This is a genomic window from Streptomyces sp. NPDC059166 (assembly GCF_042755185.1).
Lineage (GTDB): Bacteria > Actinomycetota > Actinomycetes > Streptomycetales > Streptomycetaceae > Streptomyces.
This window is the reverse complement of sequence record NZ_JBHZCI010000003.1, coordinates 136,434-154,277: the sequence shown is the minus strand read 5'-3', so window position 1 is coordinate 154,277 and position 17,844 is coordinate 136,434. Positions and strand designations below refer to the sequence as shown.

The 17,844-nt window shown below is 72.2% G+C and carries 18 protein-coding genes and 1 tRNA gene; 7 read left to right on the top strand and 12 right to left on the bottom strand.

Annotated elements, in window-relative coordinates; all coding sequences use genetic code 11:
* Nucleotides 1-9 precede the first annotated feature (9 nt).
* Both ACFXOA_RS03435 and ACFXOA_RS03430 read right to left on the bottom strand, forming a co-directional pair.
* Nucleotides 10-798, bottom strand: coding sequence for a ferritin-like domain-containing protein (locus ACFXOA_RS03435; protein WP_385021770.1), 789 nt, complete (start codon nucleotides 796-798; stop codon nucleotides 10-12).
* 254 nt (nucleotides 799-1,052) lie between these two features.
* Entirely contained in the window at nucleotides 1,053-2,105 is a 1,053-nt protein-coding gene (locus ACFXOA_RS03430) for an LLM class F420-dependent oxidoreductase (RefSeq protein ID WP_385021767.1), read from the bottom strand.
* Between the two features lie 142 nt (nucleotides 2,106-2,247).
* Between ACFXOA_RS03430 and ACFXOA_RS03425 the strand changes: the two genes are divergently transcribed.
* Both ACFXOA_RS03425 and ACFXOA_RS03420 read left to right on the top strand, forming a co-directional pair.
* Complete coding sequence (locus tag ACFXOA_RS03425) at nucleotides 2,248-3,231, top strand: aldo/keto reductase (protein ID WP_385021764.1); 984 nt, start codon at nucleotides 2,248-2,250, stop codon at nucleotides 3,229-3,231.
* Entirely contained in the window at nucleotides 3,228-5,447 is a 2,220-nt protein-coding gene (locus tag ACFXOA_RS03420) for a helix-hairpin-helix domain-containing protein (RefSeq protein ID WP_385021760.1), read from the top strand. The genes ACFXOA_RS03425 and ACFXOA_RS03420 overlap by 4 nt, the downstream gene beginning before the upstream one ends.
* A 117-nt stretch (nucleotides 5,448-5,564) precedes the next feature.
* On the opposite strand, the gene ACFXOA_RS03415 is transcribed toward ACFXOA_RS03420, so the two are convergent.
* Entirely contained in the window at nucleotides 5,565-6,227 is a 663-nt protein-coding gene (locus ACFXOA_RS03415; protein WP_385021757.1) for a hypothetical protein, read from the bottom strand.
* Between the two features lie 47 nt (nucleotides 6,228-6,274).
* On the opposite strand from ACFXOA_RS03415, the gene ACFXOA_RS03410 reads away from it, so the two are divergent.
* Nucleotides 6,275-6,463 carry a DUF5703 family protein gene (locus ACFXOA_RS03410; RefSeq protein ID WP_014157168.1) on the top strand — a complete coding sequence of 63 codons (189 nt, stop codon included), beginning with the start codon at nucleotides 6,275-6,277 and terminating at the stop codon, nucleotides 6,461-6,463.
* Nucleotides 6,464-6,521: 58 nt separating this feature from the next.
* Here the strand turns inward: ACFXOA_RS03410 and ACFXOA_RS03405 are convergent, their stop codons facing one another.
* The 3 genes from ACFXOA_RS03405 to ACFXOA_RS03395 all read right to left on the bottom strand — a co-directional run bounded on the left by ACFXOA_RS03405 (nucleotide 6,522) and on the right by ACFXOA_RS03395 (nucleotide 9,156).
* A complete protein-coding gene (locus ACFXOA_RS03405) occupies nucleotides 6,522-7,304 on the bottom strand; it encodes a chaplin (protein WP_385021755.1) in 783 nt (260 codons plus the stop codon).
* Between the two features lie 139 nt (nucleotides 7,305-7,443).
* Entirely contained in the window at nucleotides 7,444-7,677 is a 234-nt protein-coding gene (gene chpH / locus ACFXOA_RS03400) for a chaplin ChpH (protein WP_329212748.1), read from the bottom strand.
* 144 nt (nucleotides 7,678-7,821) lie between these two features.
* The gene (locus ACFXOA_RS03395; protein WP_385021752.1) at nucleotides 7,822-9,156 is read right to left on the bottom strand and encodes a M20/M25/M40 family metallo-hydrolase; all 1,335 of its coding nucleotides are present in this window, start codon (nucleotides 9,154-9,156) and stop codon (nucleotides 7,822-7,824) included.
* Nucleotides 9,157-9,340: 184 nt separating this feature from the next.
* Between ACFXOA_RS03395 and ACFXOA_RS03390 the strand changes: the two genes are divergently transcribed.
* Nucleotides 9,341-9,428: transfer RNA gene (locus ACFXOA_RS03390), tRNA-Leu, on the top strand.
* Between the two features lie 87 nt (nucleotides 9,429-9,515).
* Here ACFXOA_RS03390 and ACFXOA_RS03385 read toward each other — a convergent pair.
* Complete coding sequence (locus ACFXOA_RS03385; protein WP_385021749.1) at nucleotides 9,516-10,571, bottom strand: rhamnogalacturonan acetylesterase; 1,056 nt, start codon at nucleotides 10,569-10,571, stop codon at nucleotides 9,516-9,518.
* A gap of 322 nt (nucleotides 10,572-10,893) precedes the next feature.
* Here ACFXOA_RS03385 and ACFXOA_RS03380 point away from each other — a divergent pair, with 322 nt between their 5' ends.
* A complete protein-coding gene (locus tag ACFXOA_RS03380) occupies nucleotides 10,894-11,832 on the top strand; it encodes a pseudouridine synthase (RefSeq protein ID WP_385021746.1) in 939 nt (312 codons plus the stop codon).
* Nucleotides 11,833-11,845: 13 nt separating this feature from the next.
* On the opposite strand, the gene ACFXOA_RS03375 is transcribed toward ACFXOA_RS03380, so the two are convergent.
* From ACFXOA_RS03375 to ACFXOA_RS03365, 3 genes are all read right to left on the bottom strand, one after another.
* Entirely contained in the window at nucleotides 11,846-12,475 is a 630-nt protein-coding gene (locus ACFXOA_RS03375; protein WP_385021743.1) for an MBL fold metallo-hydrolase, read from the bottom strand.
* Nucleotides 12,475-13,560, bottom strand: a complete 1,086-nt coding sequence (locus ACFXOA_RS03370) for an S-(hydroxymethyl)mycothiol dehydrogenase (protein ID WP_385021740.1) — start codon at nucleotides 13,558-13,560, stop codon at nucleotides 12,475-12,477. Before ACFXOA_RS03370 ends, ACFXOA_RS03375 begins: the two co-directional genes overlap by 1 nt.
* Before the next feature lie 204 nt (nucleotides 13,561-13,764).
* Nucleotides 13,765-14,466, bottom strand: a complete 702-nt coding sequence (locus ACFXOA_RS03365; RefSeq protein ID WP_385021738.1) for a FadR/GntR family transcriptional regulator — start codon at nucleotides 14,464-14,466, stop codon at nucleotides 13,765-13,767.
* A 131-nt stretch (nucleotides 14,467-14,597) separates the two neighbouring features.
* Here ACFXOA_RS03365 and ACFXOA_RS03360 point away from each other — a divergent pair, with 131 nt between their 5' ends.
* Both ACFXOA_RS03360 and ACFXOA_RS03355 read left to right on the top strand, forming a co-directional pair.
* Nucleotides 14,598-15,107 (top strand): gluconokinase, encoded by a 510-nt coding sequence (locus tag ACFXOA_RS03360; protein ID WP_385021735.1) that lies wholly within the window; start codon nucleotides 14,598-14,600, stop codon nucleotides 15,105-15,107.
* 11 nt (nucleotides 15,108-15,118) lie between these two features.
* Complete coding sequence (locus ACFXOA_RS03355) at nucleotides 15,119-16,516, top strand: GntP family permease (RefSeq protein WP_385021732.1); 1,398 nt, start codon at nucleotides 15,119-15,121, stop codon at nucleotides 16,514-16,516.
* 6 nt (nucleotides 16,517-16,522) lie between these two features.
* Here ACFXOA_RS03355 and ACFXOA_RS03350 read toward each other — a convergent pair whose 3' ends face one another.
* Both ACFXOA_RS03350 and ACFXOA_RS03345 read right to left on the bottom strand, forming a co-directional pair.
* Complete coding sequence (locus tag ACFXOA_RS03350) at nucleotides 16,523-17,188, bottom strand: cytochrome b/b6 domain-containing protein (protein WP_385021729.1); 666 nt, start codon at nucleotides 17,186-17,188, stop codon at nucleotides 16,523-16,525.
* A complete protein-coding gene (locus ACFXOA_RS03345; protein ID WP_385022092.1) occupies nucleotides 17,130-17,795 on the bottom strand; it encodes a molybdopterin-dependent oxidoreductase in 666 nt (221 codons plus the stop codon). Before ACFXOA_RS03345 ends, ACFXOA_RS03350 begins: the two co-directional genes overlap by 59 nt.
* Nucleotides 17,796-17,844 lie beyond the last annotated feature (49 nt).

Genomic DNA, 17,844 nt, shown 5'->3' with positions numbered 1-17,844 from the left:
CCGCCCGGATCAGGCGTACTCGGTCTCCGGCGCCGCCGGGCCGCCCAGCGCGTCGCGCAGGGCGGGCTGTTCGAGGCTCACCATGCGCCGCCATCCCACCGCGAGCTCGTAGGCGTACATCGCGTGGATGCCGGCGGCCAGGAGGAGGGCTTTGGGGCGGGGCCAGCGCAGGACGCTGCCCATGTGGCTCATCACGGCGAGGCTGACGTCGCGGTACACGCGGATCTCGGCCCGGGCGCACTCCCGCAGGACGGACTGGATGGTCCGGCCGTGTCCGGCGCGGGCGAAGCGGAGGAGCTCCTCGTGGCAGTAGGCCAGGTGGCTGTCCTCGTCGCGCGAGATCATCCTCACCGCGCGGCCCAGGACGGGGTGGTCGGCGAAGTGCCTGAGCAGGAGCCGCATCTGTTCCGAGGCGCGCTGCTCGGTGACCCTGCTGTGGGCCAGGTAGACGATGATGTCGCGCTCGGCGAGGGGCTCCTCGCGGCTGAGTCTGTCGTGTGCGAGGCCGATGCCCTGGCGCTCCAGCAGCAGGGTGTAGTCGGTCTCGTAGGGCACGGCGACGGGCTGGAGTCCGCGCTGCTTCAGGAGCGCGTTGAAGATGCGGCCGTGCTTGTCCTCGTCGGCGCCGTGCCGGGCGACCTTGGGTGCGAGCTCGCTCAGGGCCGGGGGGACGAGGGAGGCGATACGCGCGTTCTCCCAGCCTCCCTGCGACTCCCCGCCCGCGGCGATCGAGCAGAACAGCCGGAACGACTCGTCGTTGTCGAGGATCTCCTGGAACAGACTCTTTGCCGAGAGCATCACTGCCACCTTTCGCACCGGTGTCCGCAGAGGCACAGTCAAATTCGGTACGGGGCGGTAGGCAACACCAGCGCTGCCGGGCAGGGCCGAACGGGCGTTCCGCGCACCGCCGGACCTGCCGGGGAGACCCGTGAGGGGTACGGGGCGTAACCCGGGCGCCGGGCGGGGCGTTGTTCCGTGCGACGGCCGTGGCGGGGTGGGCCCCGAGCCCCCACCACGGCCGCAGTGCTGTCCGCGGGTGCGCGGCCGGCGGCTCAGGCCGCGAGGCCGGAGCGCTCCAGGGCGTCGGTTCCGGCACGCAGTGCGGCGAGCCGCTCGTCGAGGGTGAAACCCGCCGGGGCGAGCGTCAGGGTGGTGACCCCGGCGGCCGCGTAGGCCTGCATCCGGTCGGCGATCCGGTCCACCGAGCCGAGCAGCGTGGTCTGGTCGATCAGCTTGTGCGGGACGGCCGCCGCGGCGCCGGCCTTGTCGCCGGAGAGGTACTTGTCCTGGATCTCGGCGGCTTCCTTCTCGTACCCCATGCGCTGGGCGAGCTGGTTGTAGAAGTTCTGCTTGCGGCTGCCCATGCCGCCGACGTAGAGGGCGGTGTACGGGCGGAACATGTCCGCGAGGCCGTTGATGTCGTCGCCGACCGCCAGGGGGAGGGTCGGGCAGACGTCGAATCCGTCCATCGTCAGACCGGCCTTCTCCCGTCCGGCCCGCAGGTGCTGGACCGCGGTCTCCTGGAGGTGGTCGGCGGAGGGGAAGATCAGCAGCGCGCCGTCGGCGATCTCACCGGTCTGTTCGAGGTTCTTCGGGCCGATCGCGGCGATGTAGAGCGGGATGTGCTCGCGCTGGGGGTGGACGGTGAGCTTGATGGGCTTGCCGGGGCCGTCGGGCAGCGGGAGCGTCCAGTGCTCGCCCTCGTAGGAGAGGCGCTCCCGGGACATCGCCCTGCGCACGATCTCGACGTACTCGCGGGTGCGGGCGAGGGGCTTGTCGAACTTGACCCCGTACCAGCCCTCGGAGACCTGCGGCCCCGAGACCCCGAGACCGAGACGGAAACGGCCGCCCGACAGGGAGTCGAGGGTGGCCGCCGTCATCGCCGTCATGGCGGGCTGACGGGCCGGGATCTGCATGATGGCCGATCCGACGTCGATGGACTCGGTCCGGGCGGCGACCCAGGCCAGCACCGTCGGAACGTCGGAGCCGTACGCCTCGGCCGCCCAGCAGACGTCGTAGCCGAGCCGGTCGGCCTCCTGGGCGACGGCGAGGTTGTCGCCGTCCATCCCCGCACCCCAGTAACCGAGATTGATGCCGAGCCGCATACCAACGCTCCCTCTACTGATCAGTAACGTTCCTCTGCCGGGGACTCTAGCGCGGGGCGCACCGAAGCGGCAGGGCCGCCCCGGCGGCACGTTGTCCACAGGGCTCCACCCCGTGGGGCCTTGGCCAGTAATCTCAGCGCCCATGGAGCAGAGGCATCTCGGCCGTACCGGCCTTCGCGTGTCGCGGATCGGGCTGGGTACGCTCACCTGGGGCCGGGACACGGACGAACACGACGCCGCCGATCAGCTGAAGGCCTTCTGGGACGTGGGCGGCACCCTCGTCGACACCGCGGACGTCTACGGCGGCGGCGAGGCCGAGTACGTGCTGGGGCGCCTCCTGGACAGCCTGGTGCCGAGAGCGGACCTCGTCGTGGCGACCAAGGCCGGCAGCGTGCCCGACCCCTACCGCCGCTTCGACGGATCGCGCGGCCACCTGCTGGCGGCCCTGGACGCGTCCCTCCGGCGGCTGGGGACGGACTACGTCGATCTGTGGCAGGTCCACGCCTTCGACCCGGTGACGCCCCTGGAGGAGACCCTTCAGGCGCTGGACCTCGCGGTGTCCTCAGGCCGTGTGCGGTACGCCGGGGTGTCCAACTTCAGCGGATGGCAGCTGGCCAAGGCGGCCACCTGGCAACTGGCCGCGCCGGGGGCGCGCACCCGGCTCGCCTCGACGCAGATGGAGTACTCGCTGCTGCAGCGGGGCATCGAGCGGGAGGTGCTTCCCGCGGCGCTGGACCTCGGGGTGGGACTGCTCCCCTCCTCCCCGCTGGGCAGGGGCGTGCTGACCGGCAAGTACCGCACGGGCACCCCTTCCGACTCGCGGGGCGCCTCGGAACACCTGGCGCCGTTCGTGGAGCCGTACCTCGACGACGCCGCGAGCAGGATCGTGGACGCGGTGGCCACGGCGGCCGAGGGTCTCGCCACGACCCCGCTCCAGGTCGCGCTCGCCTGGGTGAGGGACCGCCCGGGGGTGGCCGCTCCGGTGGTCGGCGCCCGCAACGCGCAGCAGCTGACCGAGGCGTTGTCAGTGGAGACGCTTACGCTTCCTGACGAGATCTGCCAGGCGCTCGACGATGTTTCGGCGCCCGTGCACCGCTATCCCGACCAGGACTGGAGCACGCTGTGACTGCGCATCCCCGGGGAGAGGCCCCGGACCCCGCGGCCGAGGACCACGAGGCGGGCGAGGACGGCTCCGTAGGCGCCGACGACTCGCCCGGCATGCCCGACGAAGGGGGCGCACAGGGGGCGCACGACAGCGCGAAGAGCGCGGAGGGGGCGCAGGAAGCCGGAGAAGGCTCGGACGCCGCTCCCGCGCCCACCGAGGCCGAGGCGGAGCTGGCGGCGCAGCGCGAACTCCGGCGGCGGATCGAGCAGCGCAAGGCCGGCAAGGACGGCCCCATCGCGGCCGGGGCGAAGCTGAGCGGCACGGCGGCCGATCTGCTCGCGGCCGTGCGCGCGGTCGAGAGCGGCGAGAAGCCGGGCGCGGACTTCTTCGACTCCCCCGGTACGGCGCCCGCTCCCCGCCGGACGGCACCAGCGGCGGCCACGCCCGTGCGCCCCTCCCCCGCGCCCGCCCGTCCGGTCCCGCGCGTGGCGTCCGCCGAGGCCGCTGCCGCGGTCGCGGCCGTGCTGGCCGAGGGCGGAGCGCCCGGGACGCTGGCGGGTCCGGTGGCGGCGACGCTCGGCGAGGCGGCGGGAGACCTCCTGAGGGCGGACCCGTGGCAGCTGCTGGCGGTGCCCGGCGTGCGGCCGGAGCAGGCGGACGGTTTCGCACGGGCCCTGCTCGGGGCGGAGTGCGGCCCCGACGACGAGCGGCGGACGGCCGCCCTGGTGGGGCACCTGCTGGAGCGGGCCGCGCTGCGCGGCCACACCGCTCTCGACGCCGAGGAGGTGCGCGCGGCGCTCTCGGGGTTCGCGGTGACGGACCCCGGCGAGGCCGTCCGGCACGCCGTCGCCGAGGGCGTGGTCCTGGTCTTCCAGGACGGCGCGGACGGTGTGGACGCCATGGACCTCGAGGACGGGGACCAGCCGCAGGAGCAGGGCGAGGAGGGGGACGAGCGGGAGCCGGCACGTGTCCTGCTCGGCCTCGACAGGTACGCCCTGGCCGAGGAGAGCCTCGCCGACGGTCTGGCCAGGCTGATGAACTCCTGCGAGAAGGGCGCCGACTGGGCCGATGCCGCCGCTGCCGCGCCCTCGCCCTCCGCCGCCGAGCTCGTCAGGGCCGCCGCGGGGGCGGGCGTCGTCGTCCACAGTGGCGGGGAGAGCGCGAGGGCGGAGCCCGCCGCGCTGATCGCGGCCGCGCACGGCATGGGGCTGCGCGGCCTGGGTACGGCCCACAGTCCCGACGGACGTCGCAGGCTGGCGGAGGCGGTCGGTGACCCCGGGGCGGCCGTCACGCTGTCCGGACTGCTCTCCGGGGCGGAAGGTCCCGGCCGGGACGCCGACGGCGCGCTCGCCCTCGACGTGCTGGTCGTGCTGGACGCCCCGCAGCTCGACGTGGAGACGGCGGCCGTGCTGGTGGAGTCGCTCGCCGACGGGACGCGGCTCGTCCTGAGCGGCGATCCGGGTGTGCTCGGGTCGGCCGGTGCGGGCCGGGTGTTCGCCGATGTCATCGGGGCGCGTTCCTGTCCCCATGTGGTCTCCCGCACCCCGGATCCCGGACCGATCGGGGAACTGGTCTCCGGCGTCGGTATCGGGGAGCTGGCGCAGGTCGAGGCGCCCGGCCGGGAGGTGGTGATCGTGCCTGTCCGGGATGCGGGTGAGGCCGTGCACCGTACGGTGCAGCTGGTCGCCGACTCGGTACCGCGCGCGCTCGGCGTGCCCTCCGGCGACACACAGGTGATCACCGTCGGACACGGCGGCTCCGCGGGCACCACCGCGCTCAACGCGGCGCTGAAGCAGCGTCTCAATCCGGGACCGGGGCGCTTCGGCGGTTTCGACCCCGGCGACCGAGTGGTCCATGTACCGGCGCCCGGCAGGGCCGTACCCGGGTCGGTCGTCTCGGCCGACGCGGAAGGGCTGCGCCTGGACTGCGCGGGGACGCCCGTCGTCGTGCCTCCGGACGACGTGGCGACCGCCGTACGGCACGGCTGGGCGCTCAGCGCCCATCAGGCGGCGGGCATGCGCTGGCCGGCCGCCGTCGTCGTCCTGCCGGGTGACGCCGCCCAGGGGCTCAGCAGGCCCTGGGTGTACACGGCGTTCAGCCGGGGTGAGCGGCACCTGTCCGTGGTGCACGGCGTGGACCAGGCGCTGCCGCGCGCGGTGGCCGAGGTGCCGGCGCAGGAGCGGACGACCCGGCTGCGTCCTCTGCTGGAGGCCCTGCCCACACCGGACGCACCGTGACGCCCTGAACGGACACCGAAACCCCGCGGACCGGTCGTGACGCCGGTGCGCGGGGCGGTGTCCGCGGAAGGGACCCCCGGGGATCAGGGACCTCCCGGGATGAGGGGCGTTCCGGGATCAGGGGCGTTCCGTGCCGGGCCCGTCCGGGCCCCCGTCCGGCTCGTCCTCCTCGTCGAAGACCGCGCTGACGTCGAAGCGGCAGACGACCAGTGCGGGGTCGGCGTCGTCGAACGGTGACCCGAGCCACTCTCCTGGATCGGGGAGTTCGTCGATGGCGGAGACCCAGAGCGTGGAGTCCCCCTCCTCCAGTCCGAACTCCGTGTGCCGGGAGGCGATCTCGTCCGCCTCGTACTCGCCGAACACCACCCCCAGTGCGGCGTGCACACCGCCGTCGGCGACCGTCGGGACACCGGCGTCCGTCGCGTCGGGGTCGAGGTCGGCGAGCCGCTGTGCCTGGGCGAGCAGCCGGGCCGGTTCAGCCACGGCGTAGTCGCGCCTGATCAGCACGCTCACGGCATGCGGTTCCTCGGGCCCCTCGTAGGGCGGGAGGGAGTCCTCCGCGCCGGGGATCTCGAAGGGGGTGACCTCGTCGTAGCGGTCGTAGAGGAGTTCGTCGTAGACCTCGGCCGCGGCGGCCAGTGCGTTGAACGCGTCGTAGACAGCGGGGTCGTCGTCCCCGGTGCGGCGTTCGACAGCCTGGAGGTGGCGATCGAGCGCGGATTTGACTGCATCGGCGGCGGCGCGTACCTCGGCAGCGGTGGGCTGCGCAGCATCAGACATGGGACAGACGCTATCCGTAGCGGGGGTCTGCCCGCACAATAGATGCGATGCCGGAATACGAATTCATCGATGTGTACGTGCCGCGCGGGGTGTCCCGCAAAGAGGCGGCCCGACTGCTGACCGACCACGCCGAGTACGGCCACTGGGAGTTGGACCGGCTGACGCTGCGTCTCGACGGCAGCCGCCGGGTGCGGCTGCGCCGCCGGATCATCCGCCAGCTCCGGGCCACCTGGTAGGACGGAGCGGGTTCCGCGACCGCGGAACCCGCTCGTCGTACGGGTGTCGTGTACCGCGCTACGCGGCGCTGCGCGACCGCCGGTACAGGACCGTGCCCGCCCCCGCGAGCAGCAGACCGGCGCCGGCCGGAACGAGCAGGTCGAGGCCGCCGCCACCGGTGTGGGCGAGCTGCTCGCCGACCACCAGCTGGGTCTCGGGAGCCGGGGGCTCCTGGGGCGTGACCGGCTCGTCCGGGGTGTGCGGGGTCTGCGGCACGACGGGAGGCGGAGCCGTCTCCGTGTCGTTCTCGCAGGAGTTGCCGAAGACCGGGTTGAGCAGGCCGCCGACGGTGACGCTGTTGCCGCAGACGTTCAGGGCGATCTCCACCGGAGCCTGCACCTGGTTGCCCGAGAGGATGCCGGGAGACCCCTTGGCCTCCGACTGGGCCGAGGCGCCGGACGCGCGGTGCCGTCCCGTCCCCTCGCCCCCGTCACGCATCCCGCCGTCACGCATGCCGTCGTGGCCGGAGCCCTTGCCGCCCTGACCGTGGCCGGACGACCTGCCGTCGTGCCCGGACCGGGAGCCGTCGTCCGAGTGGTGCGCGTGACCGGAATCCGAAGATCCGTTTCCGCATTCGTTTCCGCTCGTGGGGTTGAGCAGACCGCCGACGTCCACGGAGTTCCCGCAGATGTTGACGGGTACGTCGATCGGGACCTGGATCGAGTTCCCCGAGAGCACGCCCGGGGAGCCCGACGCGGCACCGGCCGCACCCGCGTCGGCGTGCGCGTATCCGCTGCCGAGCGCGAGTACCCCGCCCGCCGCGGCCATCGTGATCAGGCCTTTGCGTGTGACCTGTCGCATAGGTTGTCTTCCTGCCTTCTGCCTGACGAAATGCCCCGGTCGCAGACTGCGAGGGGCCGAATGCCCAGCGGCCCCGGAGTGCATGGCACGCACTCCGAGGCCGACAGGGCTCACACCCTTACGGGTTGACGCACATTCGTCAGTCGTTGACGCAGGCGTTGCCGAAGGCCGGGTTCAGCAGACCGATCACGGAGATCGTGTTGCCGCACACGTTCACCGGAACGTGGACCGGAACCTGGATGACGTTGCCCGAGAGCACGCCGGGGCTGCCGATGGCGGCACCCTGGGCACCGGCGTCGGCGGAAGCCATACCCGCACCCGCGAGCACGAGACCACCGGTGGCGGCCGCGATTGCGACGACCTTCTTGATCATGATTCCTCCTGTGTTGACAAGTGCGGTCCCAGCCGCGGACCGCATCACCTGTAACGACGAGGAATGGCGGGGGCTACGAGTCGGCGATCACTTTCACCCTTTCGGTGATGTGCGCACAGGCTGGCGATTCCGGTCGGGGAACGGTCAGGAGTGGTCGATGAAGCGGTCCAGCACCCTGGCACCGAACCGCAGGCCGTCCACCGGGACCCGTTCGTCCACCCCGTGGAACATGCCGGCGAAGTCCAGCTCCGGCGGCAGCTTCAGCGGGGCGAACCCGAAGCAGCGGATGCCGAGGTCGTCGAAGGACTTCGCGTCGGTGCCCCCGGAGAGCATGTAGGGCACGGCGCGCGCGATCGGGTCCTCGGCCTTCAGCGCGATCTGCATGGCGTCGACGAGGGAGCCGTCGAAACTGGTCTCCAGCGCCTTGTCCCCGTGCACGTCCTCACGCCTGACCCGCGGGCCGAGAATCCGGTCGAGATCGGCGAGGAACTCGTCCTCGAAGCCGGGCAGGAAGCGCCCGTCGACGTGCGCGGTCGCCTGGCCGGGGATCACGTTCACCTTGTACCCGGCACCGAGCATGGTCGGGGCGGCGGAGTTGCGCAGGGTCGCGCCGATCATCTTGGCGATCCCGCCGAGCTTCGCGAGCGTCGCCTCCATGTCCTCCGGGTCGAGCGGGGTGCCGAGGGCGTCGGAGAGCTCGTCGAGGAAGGACCTGACGGTCGTCGTGACCCTGACCGGCCACTGGTGGCGCCCGAGCCGGCCGACGGCCTCGCAGAGCTCGGTGATGGCGTTGTCGTTGTTCGTCATCGAACCGTGCCCCGCGGTGCCGTCCACGGTCAGCCGCATCCAGTGCATGCCCTTCTGGGCGGTCTCCACCAGGTAGAGGCGCAGGTTCTCGTTGACGGTGAAGGAGAAGCCGCCGACCTCGCCGATCGCCTCGGTGACACCGTCGAACAGGTCGCGGTGGTGGTCGACGAGGTGGCGCGCCCCGTAGGTGCCGCCCGCCTCCTCGTCCGCCAGGAAGGCCAGCACGATGTCGCGCGGCGGCTTGCGCCCGCTGCGCATGCGGTCGCGTACGACCGCGAGGGTCATCGCGTCCATGTCCTTCATGTCGACCGCCCCGCGGCCCCAGACGCATCCGTCGGCGATCTCCCCGGAGAAGGGGTCGTGGGTCCAGTCCGCCGCGTTGGCGGGCACGACGTCGGTGTGGCCGTGGATCAGCAGCGCGGGCCTGGAGGGGTCCTCGCCCTCGATCCGGGCCACGGTCGAGGCGCGTCCCTTGTGGGACTCGATGATCTTCGGCTCCAGCCCGACCTCGGCGAGCTTCTCGGCGACGTACTCGGCGGCGGCCCGCTCCCCCGGGCCCGAGTGGTCGCCGTAATTGCTGGTGTCGATCCGGATCAGGTCACGACAGAGGTCCACGACCTCGTTCTCGGCGCGCTCGCCGATGCCGGCCGGAGCCGTGTTGGTCTCGCTCACGCTGCTTCCTTCCACTGGCGCGGTGGTGCTCCCCCTCATCCTCGCGCGCCCGCCCCGGGGACCCAAGGGCGCCCGCCCTCCGTCACGCGCCGTTCACGCGGTCCGGGGGTGTGATCGAGCACCCCCGAATGTTTGCTATTGTTTTCCACGTCGGAACGGGCACGGCCCGCACGACAGACACCCGGTCCGGGTGGCGGAATGGCAGACGCGCTAGCTTGAGGTGCTAGTGCCCTTTATCGGGCGTGGGGGTTCAAGTCCCCCCTCGGACACCAGCGGAAACCCCCCAGGTCACAGACCTGGGGGGTTTCGCCTTGCAGAGCCCTGCCGGTCGACGCGCACCGGAGCCCGCGGTCAGCGGATCACCGGACGGCGCGGGGCGGGATCAGCCCCTGCCCCCGGAGTTCACCCAGGACGAACGCGGCGTACTCGCTCGCCCCGCGGGGCGAGGTGTGGGTGTTGTCGCGCTTCTCGTCGTAGAGATAGAGGGCCTTCGACCCCTCCGGGCCCAACTCCTCGACACGGTCCTTGGTCAGCGCCGTGAGGTCGATCAGCGGGGTTCCCAGCTCCTCCGCCAGGGCACGCGTCTCGGCCGGCAGATCCACGCCCAGTCCGTTGACGAGCAGCGCTGTGCCGTTGTCGAGCGTGCCGTCGGTGTTGAACCAGCGCCGGACGATCGGCGTGACGAGCACGGGTCTGCCACCCTCGGCGCGTACGTCCTCGATCATCGCCGTGAGGTTGGCTCGGTAGGTCTCGCGGTCGGTCTGCTTGTCGTTGTGGGCCAGCTGGACGAGGACGAGATCCCCCGGGCGGATGTGCCGGCGCAGGGCGGGGAAGAGCGCGGGGTCGTCCCGGAAGGTCTGCGAACTCTCCCCGGAGTCGGCGTAGTTCGCCACGGAGACCTGGTCGGTGAGGTACTGCGGGAGCTGTTGCCCCCACCCCGTGTAGGGCGCGGACGCCTGGTCGCAGACCGTGGAGTCCCCGGCGAGCAGGATCTGGGACGTGCGGACGCGTTCGACACGGAGGGAGGCGAGCTGCGGGGCGGCACCGCCGAAGGCGAGGTCCAGTCCCGGGCTTCCGGCGGGACCGGTGGGCTCACCCTCCGGGTCCCGGACGTCCACGGTGAGGCTGCGGCGGACCGTCTCGCCGGCGGCGGTCGCCGTCTCGGCGAGCATCGCCCTGCGCGTCTCGGCGACGACGGACGTGGAGCCGGGGCGCGCTCCTCCGCCCAGCAGGACCCGGACACGGTAGGTCCCGGGGGCGACGTCCAGATGGCAGAGGACGGGGGCCGTGCCGGAGCAGTGGCCGAGACCGCCCGGGCCGGGGGTCCGGCTGTGGGCCTGGGCGGGTGACACGGCGACGGAGGTCAGGGTGACGGCGGCGCAGACCGCCAGTACGAAGGGACCGGCTCGGCGCATACGGGCTCCTCGGATCGACACATTGAATGGTTTCAACGAGCCGGAACCCTAGCGTCCCCAGCAAGCGCTTTCCAGAGGTCTGGCGGAGATCGTCGCGTCCGGTGCCGCACACCCGGGCCGGGGGCCTGCCGCCGGTGCCGTGAACACGGGCCGGGGGCCTGCCGCCGGTGCCGTGAACACGGGCCGGGGCCTCCGCCCCCACCCGTTCGCGGAGCACGGCCGGGCGTCCGGGAGCGAGCGCCGTACGGGCGGCCTCCGGTGGGATGATGGATGACGACCCGCACCCGGGCCCGCGAGCCCCCATCGGACAAGGACCGGCACCATGAGAGGACGGGCGAAGCCTCCCGCCGCCCCGCTCCCCCAGCGCGCGGGTGTCGATCCCGTGCGGGTGCGGTTCCCGGCGGATCCAGCCGGGGCGTGGCCGACGGTCCGGGACCACCTGCTGGAGCGGTTCGCCGGCGCCGTCGGCGCCGCCCGGGTGGACGCCATGCTGGCCGAGGGCCGGTTCGTGGGCGTGGACGGCGGCGCGGTGGGGGCCGACGAGCCGTACACGGCCGGGCGCCATCTCTGGTTCCACCGGGATTTCGCGCCGGAGGAGCCGGTGCCCTTCCCGGTCGGGGTCGTCCACCGCGACGACCGCCTGGTGATCGCCGACAAGCCGCACTTCCTGGCGACGACGCCGCGCGGCCGGCACGTCACGCAGACCCTGGTCGCCCGGCTCCGTGACGAACTGGGGCTTCCGGAGCTGCAGCCCGCGCACCGGCTGGACCGGCTGACCGCGGGCCTCGTCCTGTGCGTCGTACGCCCCGGGGACAGAGGCGCGTACCAGACCCTGTTCCGGGACCGGCTGGTGCGCAAGGAGTACGAGGCGGTCGCCCGGTACGACGCGGGGGTCTCCCTGCCGCGCACGGTGCGGAGCCGCATCGTGAAGGAGCGCGGGGTGATCGCCGCGCGCGAGGAGCCCGGCCCGGTCAACAGCGAGAGCCGGGTCGAACTGCTGGAGCACCGTGCGGGGCTGGGGCGCTACCGTCTGCTTCCCGCGACCGGACGCACCCACCAGCTGCGGGTGCACATGAACGCGCTGGGGCTGGGCCTGCTGAACGATCCGGTGTATCCGGTCGTGGAGCCGGATCCCCCGCCCGCGGACTTCGGGCGGCCGCTGCAACTGCTCGCGAGGGTGCTGGAGTTCACCGACCCGGTCACGGGTGAGCCGCGTCGCTTCGAGAGCGCGCTGCGGCTCTCCGCGTGGCCGGACCGGTGAACTCCCGCCCCTGTCAGTGACCCCGGGCGATCCAGTCGTCGAGCTGCGGGGCCTCCGCGCCGATGGTGGTGGAGTCACCGTGGCCGGTGCGGACGGCGGTCTCCGGCGGGAGGGCGAACAGCCGGTCCCTGATGGAGTCGATGATCGTCGGGAAGTGCGAGAAGGACCGTCCGGTGGCGCCGGGCCCGCCCTGGAAGAGGGTGTCCCCCGTGAAGACCGTGGACAGCTCCGGGGCGTGCAGGCAGACCGCACCGGGCGCGTGGCCGGGGGTGTGGAGCACCGTCAGCCTGGTCCCGGCGACCTCGATCTCCTGGCCGTCGGCGAGTTCGCCGTCAGGAGCGCGGTCCGGGTGGGTCTGCTTCCACAGCGGCAGGTCGTCCGGGTGCAGCAGGACCGGCGCCCCGGTCGCCGCGGCGAGGGCGGGTGCCGCGTCGATGTGGTCGTTGTGCGCGTGGGTGCAGATGATCGCTCGCAGGGTGCGGCCGCCGAGCGCGTCCCGGATGGCCTCGGCGTCATGGGCGGCGTCGATGACGACCGCCTCGGTGTCGTCGCCGACGATCCACACGTTGTTGTCCACGTCCCACTCGCCGCCGTCGAGGGCGAAGGTCCCGAAGGTGACCAGGTGGTCGATGCGGGCGGCCATCAGAGGACCACCACCGAGCGCAGGACGTCGCCGTCGTGCATCCGGGCGAAGGCCTGCTCGATCTCGCCGAGCCCGATCGTCTCCGTGACGAAGGCTCCGAGGTCCAGTCGGCCCTGCTGGTGCAGGTCGATGAGCATCGGGAAGTCGCGCGAGGGCAGGCAGTCCCCGTACCAGGAGGACTTGAGCGAACCGCCGCGGCCGAACACGTCGAGGAGCGGGAGTTCGAGCTTCATCTCCGGCGTGGGGACACCGACGAGGACGACGGTGCCGGCCAGGTCGCGGGCGTAGAAGGCCTGCTTGTACGTCTCGGGGTGGCCGACCGCCTCGATGACGACGTCGGCGCCGTTGCCGCCGGTGAGGCCGCGGATCGCCTCGACGGGGTCGTCGGTACGGGAGTTGACGGTGTGGGTGGCGCCCATCTTCCGCGCCGTCTCCAGCTTGCGGTCGTCGATGTCGACGGCGATGATCCTCGCCGCTCCCGCGAGCCGGGCACCGGCGATCGCCGCGTCACCGACGCCGCCGCAGCCGATCACCGCGACGGAGTCGCCCCGGCCGACCTGGCCGGTGTTGATGGCCGCGCCGATGCCTGCCATCACGCCGCAGCCGAGGAGGCCGGCGACGGCCGGGGAGACCTCGGGGTCGACCTTGGTGCACTGCCCGGCGGCGACGAGGGTCTTCTCGGCGAAGGCACCGATCCCGAGTGCCGGGGAGAGCTCGGTGCCGTCCAGGAGAGTCATCTTCTGCCGGGCGTTGTGGGTGTCGAAGCAGTACCAGGGGCGGCCCCGCAGACAGGCACGGCACTGTCCGCAGACCGCACGCCAGTTGAGGACGACGAAGTCGCCCGGCGCGACGTCGGTGACCCCGTCGCCGACGGACTCCACGACACCCGCCGCCTCGTGGCCGAGCAGGAAGGGGAAGTCGTCGTTGATACCGCCCTGCTTGTAGTGGAGGTCCGTGTGGCAGACGCCGCACGCCTGGATCTTGACCACGGCCTCACCGGGGCCGGGGTCCGGAATCACGATGGTCTCGACCCGTACCGGCTCGTTCTTCCCCGGTGCGACGACCCCTTGTACCTGCTGCGGCATTCCCCTGGACTCCCTTGTTCCCGGCGTTCCTCCGAGACCGGTCACGAGGATCGACGACCGGTCGAGGATTCGATCACAGGCAACCGTACGCCGTGCCGGGGCGGGCCGGGCCGGCACGGCGCACGGACACGTACGTCCCGCGCTCGGCCGCGGTCCGCCGCGGCCGTGGTCCGCCGCGGCCGTGGTCCGCCGCGGCCGTGGTCCTCAGGGCGCGAGTACGTCCAGTTCGTGCAGGGCGCCGACGGCGATCTCCTTGGTCAGGCGTTCCGCTCCCCCGGCGTCCCCCTCGCGCACGGCTTCGGCGAGCCGCACGTGGAGCGTGACGGCGGCGGGGTCGGGGTCCTCGAACATCACCTGGTGATGGGTGCGTCCGGCGAGGACCTCGGCGACGACGTCACCGAGGCGCGCGAACATCTCGTTCCCCGAGGCGTTGAGCACGATGCGGTGGAAGGCGATGTCGTGCCGGAGGTAACCCTCCAGCTGCCCGCCCCGCGAGGTCGCGACCATGCCGAGCGCGCACTCGGTGAGCGCGGCGCACTGCTCGGCCGTGGCGTACCGGGCCGCGAGTCCGGCGGCGACGGGTTCGACGGCGGACCGCAGGACCGTGAGGGAGCGCAGCTGCCTCGGCCGGTCGGCGCCCGCGAGCCGCCAGCGGATGACCTGCGGGTCGTAGACGTTCCACTCCTCGGCGGGCAGGACCGTCACCCCGACCCGGCGGCGCGACTCGACCAGGTGCATGGACTCCAGGACCCGGATGACCTCGCGCACCACGGTGCGTGACACGTCGAAGCGGCCGGCGAGCTCGTCGGTACGCAGGACCGTCCCGGGCGGGCAGTCACCCGCGGCGATCTCCAGGCCCAGGGTGTCCAGCACATGGGTATGGAGCCCCTGGGCAGGTGTGGTCATGCCCGCAAGCCTACGGGGCCGCCCCGGCGCACCAAAAGTACGACGTTTATGTCACAGCCTCTTGAATAAGTCGTATGTAATGGGTTTCAGTAGCGCGACGGACCGATGTCGATGAAGACAGCGAGGCAGCAATGAGCACCCCCCACGTCGTCGTGGTGATGGGCGTAGCAGGGACCGGCAAGACCACGATCGGCCCCCTGCTCGCCGACGCACTCGGCGTCCCCTACGCCGAGGGCGACGACTTCCACCCGCCGGCCAACATCGCCAAGATGTCCGCCGGGACCCCCCTGGACGACGACGACCGCTGGCCCTGGCTGGACGCGATCGGGCAGTGGGCGCACAGCCGGGCGGGGCTCGGCGGGGTCGTCAGCAGTTCGGCGCTCAAGCGGGTCTACCGCGACCGGCTGCGGGCCGAGGCCCCCGGCGCCGTCTTCCTGCACCTGACCGGCGACCGGTCCCTCATCGAGCGCCGCATGGCGGACCGCAAGGGCCACTTCATGCCGACCGCCCTGCTCGACTCGCAGTTCTCCACCCTGCAGCCGCTGCAGGAGGACGAGGCGGGCGTCGCGGTGGACGTGTCCGGCACCCCCGAGGAAATCACCGAACGGGCCGTCGCCGCGCTGCGCCGGCTCGAGAACTGAGGATCATCACCGTGACCAGTCTCAGCGTCGAGATGCTGGCAGCGGACGCCGTCGAGCCGATCACCTCGGCCGGCAACGCGCAGCTGGGCATCGCCGTCCTGGCGGGCATCGCCGTCATCGTCCTGCTCATCACCAAGCTGCGGATGCACGCGTTCCTCGCGTTGACCATCGGCTCGCTCGCCCTCGGCTCCTTCGCGGGCGCCAACCCCGCGAAGACGATCGCCAGCTTCACCGCGGGCCTCGGTTCGACCGTCGCCGGCGTCGGGGTCCTCATCGCCCTCGGAGCCATCCTCGGCAAGCTGCTCGCGGACTCCGGTGGCGCCGACCAGATCGTCGACACGATCCTCGCGAAGGCGGGCGGGCGTGCGATGCCGTGGGCGATGGTGCTCATCGCCTCGATCATCGGGCTCCCGCTGTTCTTCGAGGTCGGGATCGTGCTGATGATCCCGGTCGTGCTGCTGGTCGCCAAGCGCGGCAACTACTCGCTGATGCGGATCGGCATCCCCGCGCTCGCGGGTCTCTCCGTGATGCACGGACTGATCCCCCCGCACCCCGGGCCGCTGGTCGCGATCGACGCCCTCGGCGCCAACCTCGGTGTCACCCTGGCGCTCGGTGTGCTGGTGGCGATCCCGACCGTGATCATCGCCGGTCCGGTCTTCTCCCGCTACGCCGCCCGCTGGGTGGACATCCAGGCTCCGGAGAAGATGATCCCGCAGCGTCCCTCCGAGGACCTGGACCGGCGCCCCGGCTTCGGCGCCACACTGGCGACGATCCTGCTGCCCGTCGTGCTGATGCTCGTCAAGGCGCTCGTCGACATCGTGGTGGACGATCCGGAGAACCACGTCCAGCGGGTCACCGACGTCGTCGGCTCCCCCCTGATCGCGCTGCTCGCGGCCGTGGTCGTGGGCATGTTCACCCTGGGCCGGGCCGCCGGGTTCACCCGGGACCGCCTCTCGTCCACCGTCGAGAAGTCGCTCGCCCCGATCGCGGGAATCCTCCTGATCGTGGGCGCCGGCGGCGGGTTCAAGCAGACGCTGATCGACGCCGGTGTCGGCCAGATGATCCTCGACTTCTCGGAGAGCTGGTCGATCCCCGCCCTGCTGCTCGGCTGGCTGATCGCCGTCGCGATCCGGCTGGCCACCGGCTCGGCGACCGTGGCGACCATCTCGGCCGCCGGCCTGGTCGCCCCGCTGGCCGCCGACCTCTCGACCTCGCACGTCGCCCTGCTCGTCCTCGCCGTCGGTGCCGGTTCGCTCTTCTTCAGCCACGTCAACGACGCGGGTTTCTGGCTGGTGAAGGAGTACTTCGGCATGGACGTGCCGCAGACGGTCAAGACCTGGTCGGTGATGGAGACGATCATCTCCGTCGTCGCCCTGGGATTCATCATGCTGCTGTCGCTGGTGCTCTAGCCGGCTCTACTTCTCCGGCTCCCTCCACAGCGGGTGCTCGGTACGGGCCCAGAGGCGCTCGACCGATCCGGTGCGCATGCCACGGCGTGCCTCCGGATCGGCGAGCGCCTTCGCCATGTGCCCGGCGAGGACGATGCCGACGGCGAGCGCCAGCCAGTCGTGCACGAAGGTCGCCCCTGTACGCCACACCAGGGGCGCGAGCCCCGTGAACCACATGAGCAGACCGGTGCCGAGCATCACCAGCAGACCGCCCGCGATCCAGGCGGCGTAGAGCTTCTGGCCCGCGTTGAACTTCCCCGCCGGCCGGGACCCGGGTGCGCGGTCGCGTCTCAGCGCGGCGCGCAGCCACTGCCGGTCGTGCGGCCCGAAGCGGTTGAGCCGTGAGAGGTCCGCGCGCAGCGCCCTGGAGACCAGCCCCGCCAGGAGCGGCACGAAGGTCAGGATCCCGGACCATTCGTGGACGGTCACCACGAGGTGGCGGCGCCCCACGAGCTGGGCGAGCTGGGGTACGTAGAGACACGCGGCCGTGGCCACGCAGACCAGCACGAGCCAGGCCGTGGTGCGGTGCACCCAGCGTTCGGCGGTGGTGAACCGGCGGATCCTCGAACCCGGTTCAGACGGTGGGTGCGTCGTCCCGGCCGTTGGAACGGCCCACCCAGGCGTCGACGTCATATCCGAACTCCTCCCAGTAGCCGGGTCGCACGGAGTCGGTGACGGTGATCCCGGAAAGCCATTTGGCGGACTTGTAGAAGTACATGGGGGCGACGTACAGGCGGACGGGGCCGCCGTGCGCGTGGTCCAGCGGCTTGTCCCGCATCCGCAGGGCGACCAGGACGTCGGGGCGGCGGGCCTGTTCCAGCGTCAGGCTCTCGCTGTACGCGCCGTCGAAGCAGGTGAAGCGGACCGCCTTGGCGCCCGGGCGTACGCCCGCCGCGTCCAGCAGCGCCGAGAGCGTGACGCCCTCGAACGGGGTCTCGGGCACCCTCCAGCCGGTGACGCACTGGACGTCCCGTACGAGCCGGGTCCGGGGCAGCGCCTTCAGGGCGTCCAGCGTGTACGTCCTCGGGCGGTCGACGAGTCCTCCCACGGTCAGCCGGTAGTCCGCCGGGGTCTTGCGCGGTACGGAGGAGGTGACCGAGTAGTAGCGGAAGCCCCCGCCGTTGGGCAGCAGCCCGGTGAGTCCGGTGGGGTCCTTGTCGGCGACCGCGCCCAGGCCGCTCTCCATCGCGCCCTGGAGGACGGGGGCGGCGGCCACCCCGGCGGCGCCGAGGCCGAGCATGGTGAGGACCAGGCGGCGGCCGACGGGGGTGCCGCCGGCATCGGGCGGG